At 37.6% G+C, this 19,626-nt stretch carries 17 protein-coding genes and 2 pseudogenes; 17 read left to right on the top strand and 2 right to left on the bottom strand.

Features of this window, described 5'->3' with window-relative positions; translation table 11 throughout:
* Positions 1-180 precede the first annotated feature (180 nt).
* The 9 genes and pseudogenes from CIL03_RS16300 (at position 181) to CIL03_RS16270 (ending at position 5,843) form a co-directional block, all read left to right on the top strand.
* Complete coding sequence (locus CIL03_RS16300) at positions 181-450, top strand: DUF454 family protein (RefSeq protein ID WP_338061896.1); 270 nt, start codon at positions 181-183, stop codon at positions 448-450.
* Positions 451-491: 41 nt separating this feature from the next.
* Positions 492-1,013 (top strand): annotated as a pseudogene (locus tag CIL03_RS16295) (cupin domain-containing protein).
* A 165-nt stretch (positions 1,014-1,178) separates the two neighbouring features.
* The gene (locus CIL03_RS20180; RefSeq protein ID WP_240508104.1) at positions 1,179-1,274 is read left to right on the top strand and encodes a putative holin-like toxin; all 96 of its coding nucleotides are present in this window, start codon (positions 1,179-1,181) and stop codon (positions 1,272-1,274) included.
* Positions 1,275-1,600: 326 nt separating this feature from the next.
* Positions 1,601-1,699, top strand: a complete 99-nt coding sequence (locus CIL03_RS20175) for a putative holin-like toxin (RefSeq protein WP_240508102.1) — start codon at positions 1,601-1,603, stop codon at positions 1,697-1,699.
* A gap of 330 nt (positions 1,700-2,029) precedes the next feature.
* Positions 2,030-2,197: a helix-turn-helix domain-containing protein gene (locus CIL03_RS16290; protein ID WP_094886946.1), complete on the top strand. Its 168-nt coding sequence runs from the start codon at positions 2,030-2,032 to the stop codon at positions 2,195-2,197.
* Positions 2,198-2,378: 181 nt separating this feature from the next.
* Positions 2,379-3,167 carry a DnaD domain-containing protein gene (locus tag CIL03_RS16285; protein ID WP_094886945.1) on the top strand — a complete coding sequence of 263 codons (789 nt, stop codon included), beginning with the start codon at positions 2,379-2,381 and terminating at the stop codon, positions 3,165-3,167.
* Entirely contained in the window at positions 3,168-3,491 is a 324-nt protein-coding gene (locus CIL03_RS16280) for a replicative helicase loader/inhibitor (RefSeq protein ID WP_094886944.1), read from the top strand. It begins immediately after the preceding gene.
* 6 nt (positions 3,492-3,497) lie between these two features.
* Positions 3,498-4,787, top strand: a complete 1,290-nt coding sequence (locus CIL03_RS16275; RefSeq protein ID WP_094886943.1) for a replicative DNA helicase — start codon at positions 3,498-3,500, stop codon at positions 4,785-4,787.
* Positions 4,788-5,165: 378 nt separating this feature from the next.
* Positions 5,166-5,843 carry a sigma 54-interacting transcriptional regulator gene (locus CIL03_RS16270; RefSeq protein WP_094886942.1) on the top strand — a complete coding sequence of 226 codons (678 nt, stop codon included), beginning with the start codon at positions 5,166-5,168 and terminating at the stop codon, positions 5,841-5,843.
* 133 nt (positions 5,844-5,976) lie between these two features.
* On the opposite strand, the pseudogene CIL03_RS16265 reads toward CIL03_RS16270, so the two are convergent.
* A pseudogene (locus tag CIL03_RS16265) lies at positions 5,977-7,212 on the bottom strand (IS110 family RNA-guided transposase).
* A gap of 163 nt (positions 7,213-7,375) precedes the next feature.
* On the opposite strand from CIL03_RS16265, the gene CIL03_RS16260 reads away from it, so the two are divergent.
* From CIL03_RS16260 to CIL03_RS16230, 7 genes are all read left to right on the top strand, one after another.
* Entirely contained in the window at positions 7,376-8,221 is an 846-nt protein-coding gene (locus CIL03_RS16260) for a sigma 54-interacting transcriptional regulator (RefSeq protein WP_094886941.1), read from the top strand.
* Between the two features lie 136 nt (positions 8,222-8,357).
* Positions 8,358-9,071 (top strand): acetoacetate decarboxylase family protein, encoded by a 714-nt coding sequence (locus CIL03_RS16255; protein ID WP_094886940.1) that lies wholly within the window; start codon positions 8,358-8,360, stop codon positions 9,069-9,071.
* 193 nt (positions 9,072-9,264) lie between these two features.
* The gene (locus CIL03_RS16250) at positions 9,265-10,713 is read left to right on the top strand and encodes a sodium/proline symporter (protein ID WP_094886939.1); all 1,449 of its coding nucleotides are present in this window, start codon (positions 9,265-9,267) and stop codon (positions 10,711-10,713) included.
* Position 10,714: 1 nt separating this feature from the next.
* Positions 10,715-11,452 (top strand): acetoacetate decarboxylase family protein, encoded by a 738-nt coding sequence (locus tag CIL03_RS16245; protein ID WP_094886938.1) that lies wholly within the window; start codon positions 10,715-10,717, stop codon positions 11,450-11,452.
* A 564-nt stretch (positions 11,453-12,016) separates the two neighbouring features.
* Positions 12,017-13,501: a type I restriction-modification system subunit M gene (locus CIL03_RS16240; protein ID WP_094886937.1), complete on the top strand. Its 1,485-nt coding sequence runs from the start codon at positions 12,017-12,019 to the stop codon at positions 13,499-13,501.
* Positions 13,491-14,753: a restriction endonuclease subunit S gene (locus CIL03_RS16235; RefSeq protein ID WP_094886936.1), complete on the top strand. Its 1,263-nt coding sequence runs from the start codon at positions 13,491-13,493 to the stop codon at positions 14,751-14,753. The genes CIL03_RS16240 and CIL03_RS16235 overlap by 11 nt, the downstream gene beginning before the upstream one ends.
* A complete protein-coding gene (locus CIL03_RS16230; protein WP_094886935.1) occupies positions 14,750-17,695 on the top strand; it encodes a type I restriction endonuclease subunit R in 2,946 nt (981 codons plus the stop codon). Before CIL03_RS16235 ends, CIL03_RS16230 begins: the two co-directional genes overlap by 4 nt.
* A gap of 281 nt (positions 17,696-17,976) precedes the next feature.
* On the opposite strand, the gene CIL03_RS16220 is transcribed toward CIL03_RS16230, so the two are convergent.
* Positions 17,977-18,729: a M48 family metallopeptidase gene (locus CIL03_RS16220; protein WP_094886933.1), complete on the bottom strand. Its 753-nt coding sequence runs from the start codon at positions 18,727-18,729 to the stop codon at positions 17,977-17,979.
* Positions 18,730-18,876: 147 nt separating this feature from the next.
* Between CIL03_RS16220 and CIL03_RS16215 the strand changes: the two genes are divergently transcribed.
* Entirely contained in the window at positions 18,877-19,344 is a 468-nt protein-coding gene (locus tag CIL03_RS16215; RefSeq protein WP_094886932.1) for a hypothetical protein, read from the top strand.
* Positions 19,345-19,626 lie beyond the last annotated feature (282 nt).

The raw sequence follows: 19,626 nt of genomic DNA, 5'->3' as shown, positions 1-19,626 counted from the left end.
GCGCACTAGCCCCGCGACTTCATTCTTCTCAGGCAATCAAAAATTATGCGTGAGTGGATACTTTCCTCTCTGTCCCGCCCTCAGTCTCGTTCCTTTAATTTAAAGCCGATTTCCATGTATAATTATCTCAGCAGCAGCAGTAGCTTGCATGCATCCAAGATTATTAATAAAGTAAGGTAAATCACCATAAATAATATAAAAAGCATTATTTTCGTTATTTTAGGTTTTATTTCGTTTGGAATCGGTGTTGCTGGTGTAGTACTTACTGTACTGCCGGTTGGGCCGTTTTTCTTGTTTGCAGCCTTTTGCTTTTGTACAAGTTCCAAACGGGTGGAAAACTGGTTCAAAGGCACGTCTTTTTACAAGGAATATGTCGTACGGATTCGGGAAAATAAAGGCATGACGAGAAAAGAAAAAATCCGCATCAACTTATGCTGGTGGGCTTTTTGATTACTTTGCTGTAAAATCTATCGAAAATGGAGGTGTTCACAATGACTAGCAGTGATCCAAACTATTATGTATCGAAACTCGGCCTTACGCCACACCCGGAAGGTGGTTATTATAAAAGCATATTTGCATCGGAAGAACAAACCTCTGATGGGGAACTAACGGTTAATTTTGAAGGGAAACGAAAGCTTTATACGAGTATTTACTTTTTATTGACTTCTAACGATATCTCTCATTTTCACCGTTTGAAATCGGATGAATTATGGTACTATCACGCTGGCAGTTCTTTAACCATTCATAGTATCGATGAGAATGGAGAATAGAAGGAAATCAAATTAGGTCTGGATTTGGAGAATGGGGAGGTACCGCAAGCGCTGGTTCTGAAAAATTCTATCTTTGGATCTTCGGTGATGGAAGATGATACATTCTCTTTAGTAGGATGCATGGTTTCGCCAGGGTTTGAATTTCAGGATTTTGAATTATTTACGCAGGAAGATCTTTTGGCAAAATATCCGGAGTATGAGGATATCATTAGGAAGCTGGCTTATGAGGAGATTCCGGAATAAATTAGCAGGAAAGCAGTACTTTGAAAAGTTATCCCGATAACGGAACACAACAGCAATCACAAAAAACGAATGTATGTTTCGTTTATCTGTGTTATACTATCAATGGATAATGTTCTTTTAGGGGCGGTCGGCTAATCCCTTTTTTTAAAAAAGGTGGTGATGCCTATGGGTATGTATGAGGTTTTGATGGTACTGGGGAGTTTCGGTACCCTGCTGATTGCATTACTCGCATTGGTCATTACGATGATCAAAAATAAATAGACCCCCCATTGACCCTAGAAAGTTTTTGGGAGAGGTCTATTCTGTAAGAGTAGCCGATCCCTCTGGGGGGACCGCTTATCCAAAGAGTCCAGTTACAGCTGGGCTCTTTTTAATGTATTCAGTTTCTAATTATATTATACCATATTTAGCAGGAAATGAAACCACTACAGCATAACTGGATCAATGGGGTATTAAATCACTTTAAAATTTCTTACAGAGATTATAAAATAGAATGTACGTTTTACTTATCTGTGTTATGCTTTCATTAGATAATGTTCCATTTAGGGGCGGTCGGCTAATCCCTTTTTAGATTGGGGGTGATGCCTATGGGTATGTATGAGGTTTTGATGGTACTGGGAAGCTTCGGTACCTTGCTGATTGCATTACTCGCATTGGTCATTACGATGATCAATAATAAAAAATAGACCCTCCCCATTACCAGTCAAAAGTTATTGGGAGAGGTCTATTCGCAAGAGTAGCCGATCCCTCTGGGGGAACCGCTTATCCAAAGAGTCCAGTTACAGCTGGGCTCTTTTTAATTTATTCAATTTCTAATTATATTATACCACATTTGGCTGGAAATGAAACCAAAGTCAAACAATAACAAACCTCCGCTACACTAAAATGAAAAAATAATGGGGGAACCAACAATTACCTTTAAAACCCCACAAACAAATTCTTTTACAAAAATTCCCGCCTTTTCACCCCCAAATGTTTACTCCTTTCGATTATATACGTGAAGGGAGGAAAACGTTATGGAAAAACGAACAATGTCTGTTGAAGATGTAGCGATCTATCTGGGACTGCATAAAGACACGATTTATGATCTTGTAAAAGAAAAAAAGATCCCCCATATCAAAATTGGCGGCAGAATCTTCTTTTTAGAAGATGTCCTGGAAAAATGGCTGCTGGAAAGCATGTAAGAATGGTGAATTGCTGAATTTGAAAGGAACAACTTTCAAGCAGCAATTTGCCTTTTTGGCATTGCAACGCGGGTTAAACGCGGGGGCGGTTCTCCCGTTTCGCTTTGTTTCTTGTGTTGCTTTATTTGCAACACGAGAACCGTCCCCGTGTATCTAATAAATCTAAAGGAGATATGTAAAAATGACTGTACTCAATTTTCACAAAGACAAAAACTTTTTCATGGATTGGATGATGCTGAATCACATAACTACAGGAGAAATTGTGCTCTGGCATACGCTGATGAATATCGGAAACAGACTCGGGCAAAGAAGTATTTTCAATGCACCTACTTCTACACTAATGAAATTTACTGGTCTATCTAAACAGGGTGTCATCAATGCAAGAAAGAAGCTGCTGGAACGCAGGTTTATCCGTTATGAAAAAGGTCACCTGAACAAAGCGCCAATTTATGAAATGATCCCGTTACATCAAGCAATTGAGCATTATTCTTCTTTTACGAATAACGAGAAGTTGACTCCACACTTGACCCAAGAAATGACCCGGGAGCTGACTCCAACTTCGACCCCAAACTTGACCATACATAAAGTAAAAAATTCAAAAGAAAAGAGTAGTAGCAGGGGGGAAGGGCGCGAAGTAAATTTGCTTTTTAAAAGCTATGAAGAAAATATGAATAAGCTAACCCCAATGATTGAAGATGAATTACTGGCATGGGCTAGGGTATTCGATGAAGAAATTGTAGTAGAAGCAATTCGGGAAAGTGTGAAAAAGGGAGGAAGAACCTTCAGCTATCTGGAGAAAATCTTGCAGAATTGGAAGCAGGCAGGACTCGCGACGTTGGAAGAAGTAGAGACCTATGAACTTGAAAAAGAATTGGAAAAGAACAAGAAACTCATTCCGTTTCGCAAGCAAAAGCCAAATGAAGAATCCCATGAAGATTTGTTTACGGAACTTTTAAAGGAGGATTTTTAAATGATAAAAGAAGAAGCGTTAGAAGTATTGCAGACGATTAATGAAATGTATCCACGGTTTGATTTGACGAAGCGGAAAGCCAAGATGTTAGTGCCGAACCTAAAGCAAATGGATTATCAAGGAGTAATGAAAAATCTTTCTGCATACATCATGGAACATCCTTATCCACCAATGCTTAGTGAGATTGCGGCTTACGGGGACGAGGAGGAATCACATCTGGAAGAAATGGCGAAATGGCAAGAAGAGGCTAAGAAAGTGTCTCCGCTACTAAAAGAGCAGTTTCGCCAACAGTTTGAGCAATTCATTAAAGGAAAAGAGAGGTAAATAGATATGGATACGTACCATGCAGAGACAAGTGTATTAGGTTCCATTTTATTGGAAGGCCCGCTTTTTAAAGAACTAAAAATTGATGAAAAATACTTTAATTATGGAGAACACCGGAAAATCTTCTTAGCGATGAAGCAGGCGGACAAAGAGGAAAGAAAGATTGATCTCGTAATTGTCACAATGACTTTGGGCGATAAAATCTCAGGAATTGGTGGTGTTGCTTACCTGACAAAGCTTGCTGAATCTGTTCCAAGCACTGCAGCTTTCAAGCATTATGAGCAAATTCTTATCGAAGCATACCAGCTTCATCAAGCAAAAATAGCAGTGAACCAATTCTTACAGGATCCTTCTGCAAAATCGATGGATCATTTGCTGCAAGATTTAACAGTATGCAGAGATACAAGCATAGCAAAAGAGGAAAAAAGTACGTATGATAATTTGATGGAAATTAGTAAAGAGTTATTGAAAGCAGAGCCAGAGACATTAGGTTACTTAACTTCACTGTCTGCTTTTGACAAGTTGACTGGAGGCTTGCAGCAAGGAGATTTGATTATCCTTGCTGCAAGACCCTCTGTAGGGAAAACCGCATTTGCCCTCAACTTAGCAGCTGGCCATTGTAAGAATGGAGGCACATCGCTTGTCTTTAGCTTGGAGATGAGGACAAAGCAGCTTCTGAAACGAATGATTTCTGCGGAAGGGGAAATCAATGCGAGTAAATGGCGTGATATCCCTAATCGTTTTGCAACTGAAGATTATGAGAAAGCGATGCGGGCAATCGGAGAAATGACCAATTGGAAGTTAGAAATTTTTGATAGAAAACAAAGCCTTGCCGAAATTCGCGCCGGAATAAGGAAACAAATACACGAACATCCAAAAGGAAATCAGCTTGTGATCATCGACTATCTCCAGTTAATTGCACCTGCCATAAGCCGGCGTGATCGACGGGATCTGGAAATTGGTGAGGTAACGCGGGAGCTTAAACTGCTCGCTTTGGAGCTGAAAATCCCAATCGTGTTGCTTTCTCAGCTGTCACGCGGAGTGGACGCAAGGCAGGATAAACGCCCGCTAATGTCTGACTTGCGTGAGTCGGGAAATATCGAGCAGGATGCAGATGTTATTTCCTTTTTGTATCGTGACGACTATTACGATAAAAGGAGTGAGCAGAAGAATGAGATAGAGGTAATTATAGCGAAGCAGCGGAATGGTCCGACGGGGACGGTGCGGATGGAGTTTTTGAAGGAGTATGGGGTTGTGCGGGAAGAGAGGGTTGGGGTTACTGGGTTGATGGGATGATTGGAAGAGAAATGGTGTTGGGCTCCTTGTTGTATTCGCTTATGCAGTGAAGGGGCTTTTTTTCGTTATTGGGGTTTATGTAATAAAATGGAAAGATGATTGAGTTAAACTGGGTTAAACAGGGCAAGTTCCTCGATACACTAAAGTGGCAGAGTAATTTGGGGACTGACACCATACTCTCAGCAAGCGACGGATGTCGCGCGGTAGCCGGGGAAAAGTGTACAAAAATAGAGTGCCAAATATACTGGTGTCATATCGTTAAAGAGAAAAGCTAGACACAAACACCCACCATGTAGAAATTTCTAAAAAATCCATTTTGATATACAATATAATTTATAGAGAACAAATTGAACCCAATAAACAAAGGGGGGGTTGTTTTTGGATAAAATATTTAAAACAGTAACAGACACCATAAATGAAGGTGTTATGGTAATTGATTCGAATTTCATATTTACCTATGCAAATAAAGCAAGTAATTCCATCGGCCTTAACAATGAAAAAATCATAGGAAAATCCATATTTGATTTATTTCCTTATTTAAATAAAGATAACAGTACCTTTATGCAGATTTTCGAATCGAAGCAGCCTATCATTGAGAAACAGCAAACCTTCTCTACCTATCGTGGAGAAAAGAAAACAACTATTACTTCCACCTATCCCTTATTCCAAGATGGTAAGGTAATTGGTGCATTTGAAATATTCCGCGATATTACCAGAGTAGAGGCTCTGACAGATGAATTACGTAATTTACAGCTGGAAAGCAATAAAGCATCAAAGTCCAGCAAATTTCAGGTAAAGCAAAAAGAAAATGCTGAAGAATTTGTTGGTGAAAGTAAAGAGATTCGTAAATTAAAATCTGACTTGAATATGTATGCGAATAGTTTGTCCCCCATTTTCATATATGGAGAAACTGGAACTGGAAAAGAGGTTTTTGTAAAAGCGGTCCATAAAGAAATGACAAACGGTTCAAAAATCCCGCTTATCACACAGAACTGTGCAGCAATACCGGAAAATCTGCTTGAATCTTATTTATTTGGAACAACACAGGGAAGCTAAACCAGCTAATAGTTGTCAATATTTTTCACTAAAAAAATTAAATTTCTCATGATATACTAAAAATAAGCATGCCAAATAACCCTCCACTATTCAGTGATTGGAAGGTATTGTTATATTTAGTTAGATATAGTTTTTATGCTATATCTTGGAAAGTAGATCTGCCTTTTAGTAGGGCGTAAATCCAGTGTAAGAGCTTATTTACACATGCAATAACTGCTACTCTAAAGGGTTTGCCTTCTTCACGTTTTTTATCATAAAACTCTCTTAGTCTCTTATTGCGTGCTATTATCTCATCAGTCGTTTTCTTTTTACGAGAATCACGAATACCACTTTGAACAGCCATATATAAGGCGTGTCGTAGCCTATTAGATCCTCGTTTGGTGATTCGATTTACTGATGCTGTAAACTTACCTGAAGAGTAAACACTCGGATCCACTCCTGCGAATGCAACGAGCTTTTTGGCATTATTAAATCAATCAATCTCTCCAATCTCGGAAATAATCGTTGCAGCGATTTTTTTTCCGATCCCAGGAATAGATTGGAGAATATGATATTCTTCAATTCCTCTAGAAAGGGCATCTATTTCAGTCGCAATCTTGGATAGATGCTCTTGGTATTGAAGAACAAGATTAACTAACATCTCCAGATTAAAGATATTGCTCTGATACAGGTTATTCTTGAACGGGTTACGAAGGGCTGCTTCTTTTAGCTTTTTTACCCTTTCTTTTGCCCAAAGGTCGGAACGACTTTTACATAATGAACTTATCTTCTCTGATAATTCTCTTTCACTCGCACTTAATACCGCCTCAGATGTTGGGAATGCTAGTAAAGTAAGTAAAGATACTCTTGAATATAAACTCCCAAACACACCTCTATATTCAGGGAATACCTGATCCAACAAGGAGTGTAACTGTATTTTAGTTTTTGCTGATATTTCTGCAATACTTTCTTGTTGTCTAGTAAGATTGCGAAGGTTTAAAAGTTGAATACCTCGCTTTTTATAAGGTTCCAACTCTTCTTTATAAAACAGCTCACAAAGGTGATAGGCATCTACTGCATCTGTTTTAACCTTACGTAGACTTGAACTTTTGGCACGATGTGAGATAAGAGGATTAACAATAATATAGACATACTTTTGTTCCTCCAAAAATTGAATAACTGGATAATGATAGTGACCAGTTGATTCCAACACGACCGTGGGTTGGTTGTTAGCTGATTTTTCAACTTCATGAAGGAATTCTAATAAATTTCCCAACCCTTTTATGTCATGCTTAATACTAAAGCTCTTTCGATAAGGTTTACCTTTATCTAAAAAGGCTTGAATCTGACTTTCCCCTTTTGAAACATCCAGACCGATGACTGGATTCATACACAATCTCCTCCTAGAATATTAAATTAGTCGGTATCCCCTAAGGCTTCTTGTAATGTCATAGGTTCGCTTGTTAAACGGGATCACATTGTCCCAACCAGCCTGAAACATGTTTATACAAGTAGGGGGTGAACAGTTTAGCTGACGAGATTAAATCCCACTGGTGCGACGTTCTACCCCGACTACCGTTATAATAAGACCATATAGAAAAAGGTCAACCAGTAAAATCTGGTTAACCTTATATTACGATACTGGTGCAGTAGATCGGGAAGGACTATTTGAATTAGCCGACGGGGGAATTCTGTTTTTAGATGAAATCAACTCATTGCCCATGAGCTTGCAGGCAAAACTGCTTCGGGTCATCCAGGATCAGAAAATAAGACGAGTGGGTGATGTAAAAGAGTTCAAGGTAGAGGTGAAATTAATTGTCGCGTCCAATACAAATCCTAAAGAGCTCCTTAATAAAAACAAAATACGTGAAGATTTATATTACCGGTTAAGCGTACTTAATGTAGAACTCTCTCCACTTCGTAAAAGAAAGTCTGATATCCCAATATTAGTTGATCATTTCATTGAAGATTTTAATGATGTATTTGGGAAACTTATTACAGGTATTTCTGATGGAGCACTTGATAAGTTGAAAAACTATTCCTGGCCGGGCAATATCCGTGAGCTTAGAAATGTGATTGAACGTGTGATGAATAAAAAAGATACAGGTCTGATTGAAGAAGATGATATACGATTTAACAGTTTTAATGAAAATTCCCATTTAATAAATAAAAATTATTCCTATCCACCTCTGGATAATAGTGATACGAACACACCCTTTAGAGAAATAATAGAGAAGACTGAAATCAAAATTATAAAGAATGAACTGGAAAACACATCTGGTAATATATCCAAAGCTGCCAGAAATCTGGACATGCCTCAGCAGACGATGAGCAATAAAATCAAAAAGTACCAATTAGAAAAATATATATTAAATATAAAATTACTCAATAATGAGTAATTACCCAAACTAAATATAATGTTTTAGGTAAAAACAAATTTAATTCGTATCAAAACCCTGAAAATTCAGGGTTTTGATTTTTGGCATGAATTTTGCAATATAAATAGTGAATATAAAAAAATGGGGGAATTTCATCATGAAAAATTACGAATATTCAATTTTACCGGAGTACTCACCTTTATATCCAAGTCTTCCTTACAGATATGAAGATTATCAAAAGATTAGTGTATACTGCCGGGGAGACAGAGAAGCATTGCAAAGATTTTTGCCAAAAGAGTTCGAATTGACTTCAGATATTTTTGAAGTATTTGTGTTGAAAAACAATGAGATTAAGGGACTTGATCTGTACAGTGAAGGTGGAGTTGTCATTCCTTGTTCGTACAAAGGAATAAAAGGAGCCTGTGTCGCATTTGAATATGTGGATCAGGATGACGCACTATGTGCTGGCAGAGAGATTTGGGGATATCCGAAAAAACTGGCTGAAGTTGAATTTGAAGAAAGTGAAGGGAAAATAACTGGAAGCATTACAAGAAGAGGAAAGAAAATCATCGACATCACATTTGAAGAAGGGGCAGATGAGATGGAACCACCTGTACTGAGCCCGAGACTTCAAGTGAAGCGGATGCCGCATCCAGAAGTTGATGGAACAGATACAAACACGATTGTTGAGAATGTTTTGCAGGATGTTGAAACAAAGAAGAAAATATTAGGAAAAGCGACATTGAATATGGAGGAATCAAGCCAGGATCCATTGAGTGAATTAGGAGTTAAAGAGATTGTTGGAGCTGTGTATATAGAAGGTGCATTCACACTGACTTACGGAAAAGTTGTTGAAAATCTGCAAAAATAATTTAAAAAACAATTTGGATTGAGTGAAAGAAAAAATGGCAACGCTTTCGGGCTTTTCTTTCTATTCCACTATGAGGAGTGAGTATCATGGAAAATAGTTTTCTAATTTGGTTTTTTTACGTGATTGTTCCAGTACTTGGATTTGCCGCAACCTTTGTACTTAATAAAAGAGCTAGCAGGAAGGGTGGATAATCATGTTAACTGTATTTTTCATCTACCTGGCAGCTGTCTTTTTAATAGGTGTTTTATCAGAAAAGTTCATTTCAAAAAGTGAAGAGGGCTTTTATTTAGGCGACCGTAACTTTGGTCCATGGGCAACTGCGATTAGTGCCGGGGCTACAGATACAAGTGGATGGATTTTTATAGGTGCTGCAGGTGCTGCCTATATTTCCGGTATCAGTACTATGTGGATGCTTCCGGGTTTCATTATCGGTTATTTATTAAACTGGTTTGTCGTAGGACCGAGGCTGAGAAGAGAAGGGAAAGATCTTGGAGCTTTGAGTCTGCCTGACTATTTCAGCATCAAATTGGATGGTTCAAAAAAGACATTGAAGATAATTTCCAGTGTAGTAATCGTTATATTCTTCGTGGCATCAATGGCATCACAATTAACAGCTGCGGGAAAAACACTGGATGCCACGATCTCTTTTGATTATAATATCGGGTTGATTCTTTCAGCAGCCTTTGTTATTGGCTATGCGATATTCGGTGGATACAGGGCAGTTGTTCTAACAGATCTCACCCAAGGAATAGTCATGCTGACAGTACTGCTGCTGTTCCCGATTTATATGATCTTCTTTCAATTAGGAGGACCTGCGAATTTCTTTGGAACACTCCAGTCCATTGACCCGTTATTGGTATCTTCTGTTGGAGGTGCTACTGGTGCAGCTGGCTTCGGTGTTTTTATAGGTCTGTTTGCTTTTGGAATAGGTGAACCTGGTCAGCCGCACATCATGCAGCGTTTCTTATCCGCGAGGGATGATAAGACGATTTCTCAAGGATCATTTATTGCTATGTTTTGGGTTATCGTTGTTATGACGGGTTCAAATTTGCTAGGACTGATTGGAAGAATTATGATTCCGGCACTGGACGATCCCGAATATGTATTTCCAATGCTGACTGCTGACACCATGTCTCCAATTATTGCAGGTATTGTGTTAGCCGCGATATTCGCAGCAATCCAATCTACCTTTTCTTCGCAAATCATGGTAGCGACCCAGTCATTTGCGAGTGATTTTCTTAAGGGTATAACTAAAAAAACCTATACAAATAAACAGTCAATGTTTATTTCGAGAATTACAATGGTCATTCTTGGAGTTATTGCTACCGGAATTGCCCTATTGAATATCCAGTCAGTCTTCGCACTTGTACTTTATGCCTGGGCTGGATTGGCAGCAAGTTTTGGGCCCTTACTGATCTTCCTGCTTTATACTAATCTTGTTACAAAAGAAGGAGCTTTGGCTTCTATATTCACGGGTACAATCGTTACAATCATTTGGATCAATACCCCGTGGGTGGCTTATCTGTATGAGTTAGTCCCGGCAGCCATTGCTTCTGTAGCTGTACTGCTGATTGTAAGTAAATTAACGAAAAAAAAAAGATCCATTCCAGTTGATTCCAAAAAGATGAAGGAGGCTGAGTGAGATGAGGGCTAATAACTATAACATTCCAGTTCATGCACCATTATTTCCTGACCCATTTGTCCCGTATACTTGTAAAGATAATGTTTCCCTATTTGCAGTAACGGAAGTAAATGAGGAGGAAGTGAAACGGATTCTTTTTTATACCCCTTTTGATTATGTGGATAATAAAATGGTAGTTTCTGTGACAGATTTCAGCAATACAGATAAAGTTTCATATATGGACAGTGCAATGGTCGTACCTGTAAAGTATGGTGATAGATACGGAGGCTATTATATTTATGAGTACGAGAATAAAGATGCCGCAATTGCAGCAGGAAGGGATTTATGGGGCTATCCGAAGAAATATGCCGAGATTAACCTAGAAGAAGAAAATGGTGTATATTCCGGTGCTGCAAAAAAGAATGGAGAAACCATTATAAGTTTGAAGGCAAATGTGGATGATAAAGTAAGCAGTGTCGGCGAACCAATCACCACACCTCACTTTAATATAAGAACTATCCCAAAGCCTACAGGAGGCATACAATTCCAGGAAATTATTGAAAGGGATACATCACCTGATTTTGTATTGCATGAGAAGTTCTATACAAGTATGGTGGATGTGGAAATCAATGCTACGGAGACTGAACCTTTGAACTTGCTAAAGCCAATAAAAGTTTTGGGTGGAGGAGTTGTGAAGGGTGATTTTTATGCTACTGAGGAGAATGGCTGGGGGAAAGTGCTTGGGACGATTAGCTTTTGATGCTGAGAGGGCGGGATGAAAAATCCTGTCCTTTTTTTATGGGTACCCTTGGCTCGTTTTACGGTGTACTGGGGTCAGTCCCCTGCTTCGTTAAAGTGTTAGTGAAGCGGAGGACTGACCCCCACATACTCAGGAGGTGAATAAATTGCTGAATAACCGAAATGGAATAACTGAGTGATAGACTCATTGGAACAAATATCTAATGAGTTTTTGCCCTCACTTGTGGTACGATCCCCTTTTAACCCAAAACTAGATCCTGTTAGATGTACCCTGTTTGCTAATAGAAACCCATTCTATTATCCTTACTTTCTAATGGTAGATGTATCAGTGTTTTTCTGTTGGCGTAGAATGTCCTCACCTCCTTTCAATTTAATAATTAAAGCCCCTATAAAAGAGGCAGTGGGCACCAAACGATTACACAAGTTAATTATCTATACATACCTTGAGATTGGAATTTTTGCATTATTTACTTCTATATAGGTTTTTAGCCCGGATTCTATCTATTTTAATCTGACTTTGATATATTTGTAATATAGGTAAAAAGAAATATGTGGGGGTTAATATATGCCAAAGCTAACATTACAACAATTAGAATCACACTTATGGGAATCAGCAAATATTCTACGAGGGAGCATTGATTCCTCTGATTATAAGAATTACATATTTGGCTTATTGTTTTTAAAACGTTTGAGTGACGTGTTTATTGAGCATGCGAAATATGTGGAAGAAGAAGAAAATGATGATTATGCATGGTATGACCGTGATGAGCATCAGTTCTTTGTCCCAGAACGGGCTCGTTGGACACATATTCAAATCCAAACACAGGATATCGGTAATACGATTAACAAAGCCTTTGAAGCACTGGAAGAGGAAAATCCATCTTTAGTTGGTGTTTTGGCTAATATCGATTTTAATGATAAGGAAAAATTGCCTGATAAATTGTTACTGCAATTAATACAACATTTTTCTTCCATTGATTTAAGTAACGAGAATCTATCGGAACCCGATATGCTTGGTCGTGCTTACGAATACTTAATTAAGCAGTTCGCCGATGATGCTGGAAAAAAAGGCGGCGAATTCTATACACCGACAAAAGTTGTTGAACTGATTGTAAATCTGATTAAACCAGAAGAAGGAATGAGGGTGTGCGACCCGACTGTTGGTTCAGGTGGTATGCTAGTTCAATCAGTGGACTACATCAAATCACAAGGTGGAGACCCACGTAATTTATCATTACATGGACAAGAACGAAACTTGAATACATGGTCGATTTGCAAGATGAACCTGTTGTTACATGGTTTAAGCGACCACCGAATTGAACGTGGAGATACGATACGAGAGCCGAAGCTATTAGGTGATGATAAAGAATTACTTTTATATGACAGGGTTATAGCCAATCCACCTTTTTCACTTAAGAATTGGGGACGTGAAGAAGCTGAAACTGATGAGTATGGTCGTTTCCGCTTTGGCATACCACCAAAAAACGCTGGGGACTATGCCTTTGTTCAACACATGGTGTCCACACTAAATCATGAAGGAAAAGCTGGCGTCGTTATGCCACATGGTGTGTTATTTCGTGGCGGAGCAGAAGGAAAAATTCGTGAAGGTCTATTAAAAGATGATTTAGTGGAAGCAATTATTGGGCTGCCATCCAACCTTTTCTATGGAACAGGTATCCCTGCTTGTATTTTAATCCTGAATCGAAATAAGGCTGATATGCAAAAGGGCAAAGTTTTTATCTTAGATGGTTCCAAAGATTATCAAGAAGGTAAGAATCAGAACGTTCTGCGAAGTGAAGATGTCGATAAAGTTGTTCAGGCTTATGATGCATGGGAAGACCTAGATAAATATTGTCGAGTAGTTGACCTAGAAGAAATTGAAGAGAATGACTACAACTTAAACATTGCCCGATACATCGATACAACTGAAGAGGAAGAAGAAATTAACGTTCAAGCAGCATTGAAAGATTTGAAGAAGCTTGAACAGGAACGTGATGAAGTAGAAGAAAAAATGTATGGGTATTTGAAGGAGTTGGGGTATGGTGAGTAATGATAATCAACTTCCTAGTGATTGGACGACTTATAAACTTGGAGATATAGCTAAAGTAAGTGGTGGAAAAAGATTGCCTAAAGGTGAGGTTTTAACCGAAATAGATAATGGTCATCCATATATAAGGGTGGCGAATATGAAAGAAAAAGGGGTAACTTTAAACAATTTATTATATGTACCTGACAAAGTGTTAGAATCTATTGAAAGATATAAAATCTATGCTAATGAACTTTATATTTCTGTAGCGGGTACATTGGGGCTAGTTGGAGAAATCCCACCAATATTAAATGGAGCTAACCTAACTGAAAATGCTAATAGAATTAGTGATATAAAATGTGATTCTAAGTATTTACTATATGTCTTAAAAAGTAATTTAATACAAAAATATATTGAAAGAGAAAAAACAATTAGTGCTCAACCCAAGCTAGCGCTGACAAGAATTAGAAACTTTGAAATACCAGTTCCTAATAGCAGGTCGGAACAGAAAAAAATAGCAGCAATCCTCTCCTCCGTCAATGAAGCAATCGAAAAAACAGAACAAGTCATCGAAAAAACAGAGACAGTGAAAAAAGGATTAATGCAACAGTCGTTAACGAAGGGGATTGGGCATGAGAACTTTAAGCAAACGCTAATAGGGGATGTTCCAGAAGAATGGGAAGTTGTTAAGTTTAAAGATATTTGTAGAATTGCAAATGGGCAAGTGGACCCCAAAAAAGAACCATATTCTGATATGCTTCATATCGGAAATGCAAATATAGAAAAGTATACAGGTAGGTTATTAACATGTAAAACAGCAAAAGAAGAAGGTCAAATCAGTGGTAAATATTTATTTAATGAAAACCATGTTCTTTATGGTAAGATAAATCCGCATTTTGGTAAAGTTACATTTCCAAAGTTTAAGGGTCTGTGTAGTGCGGACATATATCCAATTGAAGCCGATAAAAGATTATTACCTAGCTTTTTAAAATATTTATTAATGAGTAGTAGATTTATTTCTTATACAACATCAGTGTCAGGTAGAACAGGAATTCCAAAAGTTAACAGAACTGATTTGGACGTATTTTTAATAGTTGTCCCTTCCTTAGAGGAACAGAATAAAATAGTAGATATTATTGAATCTGTAGAGACAAGGATAAATAATAATGAAGAAAAAGTAAGAAGGTTATATAAAATCAAACAAGGCCTTATGCAACAACTATTAACAGGTAAAGTCCGTATGCCAATTAATGATAACGAGGAGGTTCCGTCATGAGTGAAGCACAAGCTTGGAATGAAGAAACGTTAGTGGAAAATCGAATGATTGACCAACTTCAGAAGCTTGGCTACACCTATGTGCATGGTATGGAACTGGACAAAGAACGTACATCTCAGATAGAAGTTGCTTTAAAAGGGCGATTGGCAAAATCAATTCAACGCTTGAATCCATGGATAAATGAAAACAACTTAAACAAAATTGTTCGCAATGTTACACATATGGAAGCAGCAAGTCTCATGGAAGCAAATCAACATTTTCATGAACTGCTCATTAATCAGCTGTCAGTTCAACAAGATGTCGGGAGTGGACGGAAGAACCAGACGGTAAAACTGATTGATTTTGACAATATCCACAATAACGATTTCATCATCACCAATCAATTTAGCTATACGCATGCAAATGACACCATTCGTCCTGATATTATGCTATATGTCAATGGGTTGCCATTAGTGGTGATTGAATGTAAAAGTCCAGCCTTGCCTCCAGATGAACAAATTGGACAAGGGGTCAAACAGTTACGCCGCTACCAACAAGAAAATGAAGTACTTTTCCATTACAACCAATTCCTGATTTCTACAAGTAATGACCGTGCAAAGGTGGGAACAATTGGTGCAAATGTCCAGCATTATAGTACATGGAAAGAACCTTATCCGTTAACTGTTCAGGATGTGGGTGAGAACCCAACAGCCCAAGATATTTTAACGGCAGGGATATTGGACAAAGAACGATTGTTTGATATTATCTTAAACTTTATCGTCTATGAACCAGAAGATGGACGAGTGATTAAGAAAATGGCTCGTTATCAGCAGTATCGAGCTGTGAATAAAGCCGTAGAACGAATCCTGACGGGTAAACATCCACAAGCTCGTGGTGGTGTTGTTTGGGCAACACAAGGGTCTGGGAAATCGCTATCCATGGTTTTTTTGTCTATGAAGTTACGTCGTCTCAAACAATTAGAGAATCCTGTTATTGTCGTTGTAACAGACCGCCAGGATTTAGATGCACAAATAACGGCTACCTTTACACGATGTGGGTTTCCAAATCCAAAACAAGCTGAATCTGTGGAAGAACTCAAAACATTATTACAACAAGGTCCAGGTTCTACGGTAATGACCTTAGTACAAAAATTCCAACCAGAAGGAGAAGAGGATTACCCTCTACTGACCGATTCAGAAAATGTCATTGTGTTAGTCGATGAGTCGCACCGTTCCCAGTACAGTTCGTTAGCGATGAATATGCGTATCGGGTTACCAAATGCAACGTATATCGGTTTTACAGGAACACCAATTGACAAAGAAGATAAAAGTATCGTACGAACCTTTGGAACGTATATTGATAAATATCCAATTGAAAAAGCAGTGGAAGACGGGTCAACGGTACCAATCTTTTATGAAGCAAGGTTAATTGATTTGCACGTCCAAGGAGAGAACATTGATACTTTATTTGACCGTTTCTTTCGTGATTATTCCGATGAGGATAAAGAGCGAATTAAACAAAAATATGTGACCGAAGAGGCGTTGACTGCATCTCCAAAGCGTTTGAAAACAGTTGTGCTTGATATCATTGACCATTATGAACAGCATATCCAGCCAAACGGCTTTAAAGCACAGATTGTTTCGGTATCCCGTCAGGCAGCCGTAGAATATAAAAAATTACTGGATGAATTAAGTGATTATAAATCAGCTGTCATTATTTCCAGTAGCCATAATGATTCAGAGGAAATGAAGAAGTACGGCCTGTCACGGGCAGAAGAAAAGGAAATTATCCAACGTTTTAAGAAACCATTGGATGAGGACCCACTAGCCTTTTTAATCGTCTGCGATAAGCTTTTAACAGGCTTTGATGCACCGATTGAACAGGTGATGTATATGGATAAGCCATTAAAAGAACACAATCTTCTTCAGGCCATCGCCAGAACGAATCGAACCTATGATAAAAAGTCACACGGATTAATCGTGGATTATTTTGGTGTCTCCCGCTTCTTGGAAGAAGCACTTGGTATCTTTCATGAAGAGGACATTAAAGGAGCCATGCATCATGTGGATGAGGAAATTCCACGTTTACAATCCCGTCATCGCCGTGTCATGCAATTCTTTGATTATGTTAATAAGAGTAATTTAGAAGCTTGTTTGAAAGTGCTGGAACCAGAAGATGTGCGAAATACGTTCGATACAGCCTTCAAGAAGTTTTCTGAAAGCATGGATATGGTGATGCCAAGTCCAAAAGCTAAAGCCTATGTCGATGACTTGAAGTGGTTAGGTAAGATTCGTAAGTTAGGGAAGTCTCGTTACTATGTCGACGATGGCACGATGGATATATCCGATTGTGGTGGTAAGGTACGGGAACTCATTGAAGAATATGTTTATGCATCAACACCTGAGATTTTATTTGAACCTGTAAATATTTTAACTAATAAATTTGATGAAAAGCTGGATGAATTGAAGACACCTGAAGCAAAAGCAGCGGAAATGGAACATGCGATTAAACATGAAATCCGAATCAAACTGGAAGAGAACCCAGTGAAATACACATCCATAAAAGAACGATTAGAGCAGTTAATCGAACAACGAAAAGCAAGGCAATTAACCATTGAAGAACTTCTGGAGGAATACCAAGCCATAAGAGAAGAAATGATGGATATGGAACAAGAGAGTCAATCGTTCGGTTTAAAAGATGCCAAGCATTTGCCGTTTTATCAGTTGTTGGAACAGCAAATTCCTGTTGAAATGGAACAAGAAAGCTTAAAAGATTTAACTGAAATTATCACTGATATTATTCAAGATAATGCAGTGATTGATTGGACAGAAAAAGAAGATGTGAAGCGTGAAATGAGAAAAAAGCTAAAGAAACAGCTTCGAGCAAGCTCTGTTCCTAATAAACAAGTTGAAAGCGTAGCAAGACAATTGATGGATCTGGGTGAAATACATTATAAAGCTTAATAAATTATAAAGGAGGCACAGTATTAGTAGTAGATTACGTATTGTGCCTCATTTTTTTAAAAAGGATCGGATGTGAATAATGTGTCTGGGTTTTTAAATAAATTGTTGATTATTATCCTTTTAGCAGTAGCTATCTTTATTATTATTGCATTACCTAATGAAATAACGGCATTTACTGGAACGACATTTTATGTGATATTACGTTTTGTTACTACTATCATATTACCTTGGATTGCACTTTACTGGTTTATTAGATTAGTTAAAGCAGTAGAAAAGAAAAGTTAAAATAATTCGTAATTAGTTAAATTAGAAATACAATGTAATTCAACACCATGAACTCTTAACCATTCTTTTGCTTCCTTATAATGAGGAAGTGTCGCTCTGACTATCCGCCAAAAATTATCATTATGCTCGGGAACGATTAGATGAGCTAACTCATGCACTATTATATAATCAATCACTCGAACGGGTGCCATCACGATTCGCCAATTCAGATAGATATCACCATTTGGGGTGCATGTTCCCCAACGTTTATGTTGTGTTTTTAATTGTAGTGACCGGGGTTCAACCCCTAACATGGACTGGAATTCTTTAGCTCGCTCGTTAATTTTCTTAAAACCATGGTCACGATACCAATGAATGAGCTTTTGTTCGAGATGCTCTTGTATTTGGTCCTGAGACCACACACGAGGAACGCTAGCGATGAAACGTCCTTGTTTGAACTGAAACGAAGCTTTAGGAATGGCTTCTTTATGTACCTTCAGTCGATAGTGACGACCTAGGTAAGGTAACTTTTCACCACTTACGAACTCTTTGGATTGAACTGTTGCTTTTACTTCGTTAAGTTCCTGAAGTTTCTTAGAAATCCATGGGGCCTTTTGCTTGGCAATTTGATTTAATTTGGCATCATCTATGTTTTCTGGGGTATATATTTCGACACCATTGATGAGATTGACTGAAATCTTAACATCATTTCGGGTTTCTTTATATTGGTAGTAATGAATAGTTGTAGTTCCATAATTTATAATAGGCATAGTATATACCTTCTCTCTATCTTATTATATTACATCGAATTTAACATTACGGCAATTTTTGATTACAAAGCTATGGAGCATAAGTAAATTGAAATATATAACAATTTTATTGAAAAGCAAGGAAATGGGATTAGAGGTGGAGTAATTGTGGCTATATTTGAATGGATAAATTCCAATGGCTGGTTTGTATCTATTTTTGCATTAATAATTGGCGCTTATTTGAACTCTTTGTTTGCTAAAAATAAGGATAATCTTATGAAAATTGCTGATAAAAAAGGGGATTATTATTTTCAATATATTAATGTTTTGCATGAATTTAATAAAGACTTTATACAGAAAGACACAAATAAGCGTTATCTTATCTTCAAGCATTTATGTGTGTTATACGGGTCGAGTGAAGTATTAAATAAAATGGCAGTTTGTGAGAAAAATAGTATCAATACTAACAGTGAACAAGGAATACAAGAATTGACTGATTTAGTTAAAGCAATGAAAAAAGATATAGAAAAACCAAAATTAACTAGTCGTTGGAATAGAAAACTTAAGCAGAATAAATTAGATAGTGATATAAAAGATATACTTTATAAATATAGTAAAATTGAAGACAATCATTAACCTTCATCTAAGACTTCTACATACTTACAATTATTTAACCATTGACACAACTCAATCTGAGTGACAGTCAATGATATCAAACATAATTATTGTTTTATCCAGTCTAATGTTACGATTAGTAGTTTCCAATTTGCAACTCAACTGGTCACATAATTGGTTACATACTACTAAAGACATCCGATAACTGAAGGTAATATGCAATAATATAAATAGCGCAATTCCTTGATAAGAAAGGCATAGAGACCATTATAAGAAATTGTTGGATAGTACTTACCGAATTGA

The organism is Virgibacillus indicus, assembly GCF_002266285.1.
Classification (GTDB): domain Bacteria; phylum Bacillota; class Bacilli; order Bacillales; family Amphibacillaceae; genus Virgibacillus_K; species Virgibacillus_K indicus.
This window is presented reverse-complemented; position numbering and strand designations above follow the sequence as displayed.

Excerpts from the sequence above, each read along its gene's own strand:
- CIL03_RS20180 (WP_240508104.1), top strand. The coding sequence starts at position 1,179 with ATGGGTATGTATGAGGTTTTGATGGTACTGGGGAGTTTCGGTACCCTG.
- CIL03_RS20175 (WP_240508102.1), top strand. The coding sequence starts at position 1,601 with ATGGGTATGTATGAGGTTTTGATGGTACTGGGAAGCTTCGGTACCTTG.
- CIL03_RS16290 (WP_094886946.1), top strand. The coding sequence starts at position 2,030 with ATGGAAAAACGAACAATGTCTGTTGAAGATGTAGCGATCTATCTGGGA.
- CIL03_RS16285 (WP_094886945.1), top strand. The coding sequence starts at position 2,379 with ATGACTGTACTCAATTTTCACAAAGACAAAAACTTTTTCATGGATTGG.
- CIL03_RS16280 (WP_094886944.1), top strand. The coding sequence starts at position 3,168 with ATGATAAAAGAAGAAGCGTTAGAAGTATTGCAGACGATTAATGAAATG.
- CIL03_RS16275 (WP_094886943.1), top strand. The coding sequence starts at position 3,498 with ATGGATACGTACCATGCAGAGACAAGTGTATTAGGTTCCATTTTATTG.
- CIL03_RS16255 (WP_094886940.1), top strand. The coding sequence starts at position 8,358 with ATGAAAAATTACGAATATTCAATTTTACCGGAGTACTCACCTTTATAT.
- CIL03_RS16250 (WP_094886939.1), top strand. The coding sequence starts at position 9,265 with ATGTTAACTGTATTTTTCATCTACCTGGCAGCTGTCTTTTTAATAGGT.
- CIL03_RS16245 (WP_094886938.1), top strand. The coding sequence starts at position 10,715 with ATGAGGGCTAATAACTATAACATTCCAGTTCATGCACCATTATTTCCT.
- CIL03_RS16240 (WP_094886937.1), top strand. The coding sequence starts at position 12,017 with ATGCCAAAGCTAACATTACAACAATTAGAATCACACTTATGGGAATCA.
- CIL03_RS16235 (WP_094886936.1), top strand. The coding sequence starts at position 13,491 with ATGGTGAGTAATGATAATCAACTTCCTAGTGATTGGACGACTTATAAA.
- CIL03_RS16230 (WP_094886935.1), top strand. The coding sequence starts at position 14,750 with ATGAGTGAAGCACAAGCTTGGAATGAAGAAACGTTAGTGGAAAATCGA.
- CIL03_RS16220 (WP_094886933.1), bottom strand. The coding sequence starts at position 18,729 with ATGCCTATTATAAATTATGGAACTACAACTATTCATTACTACCAATAT.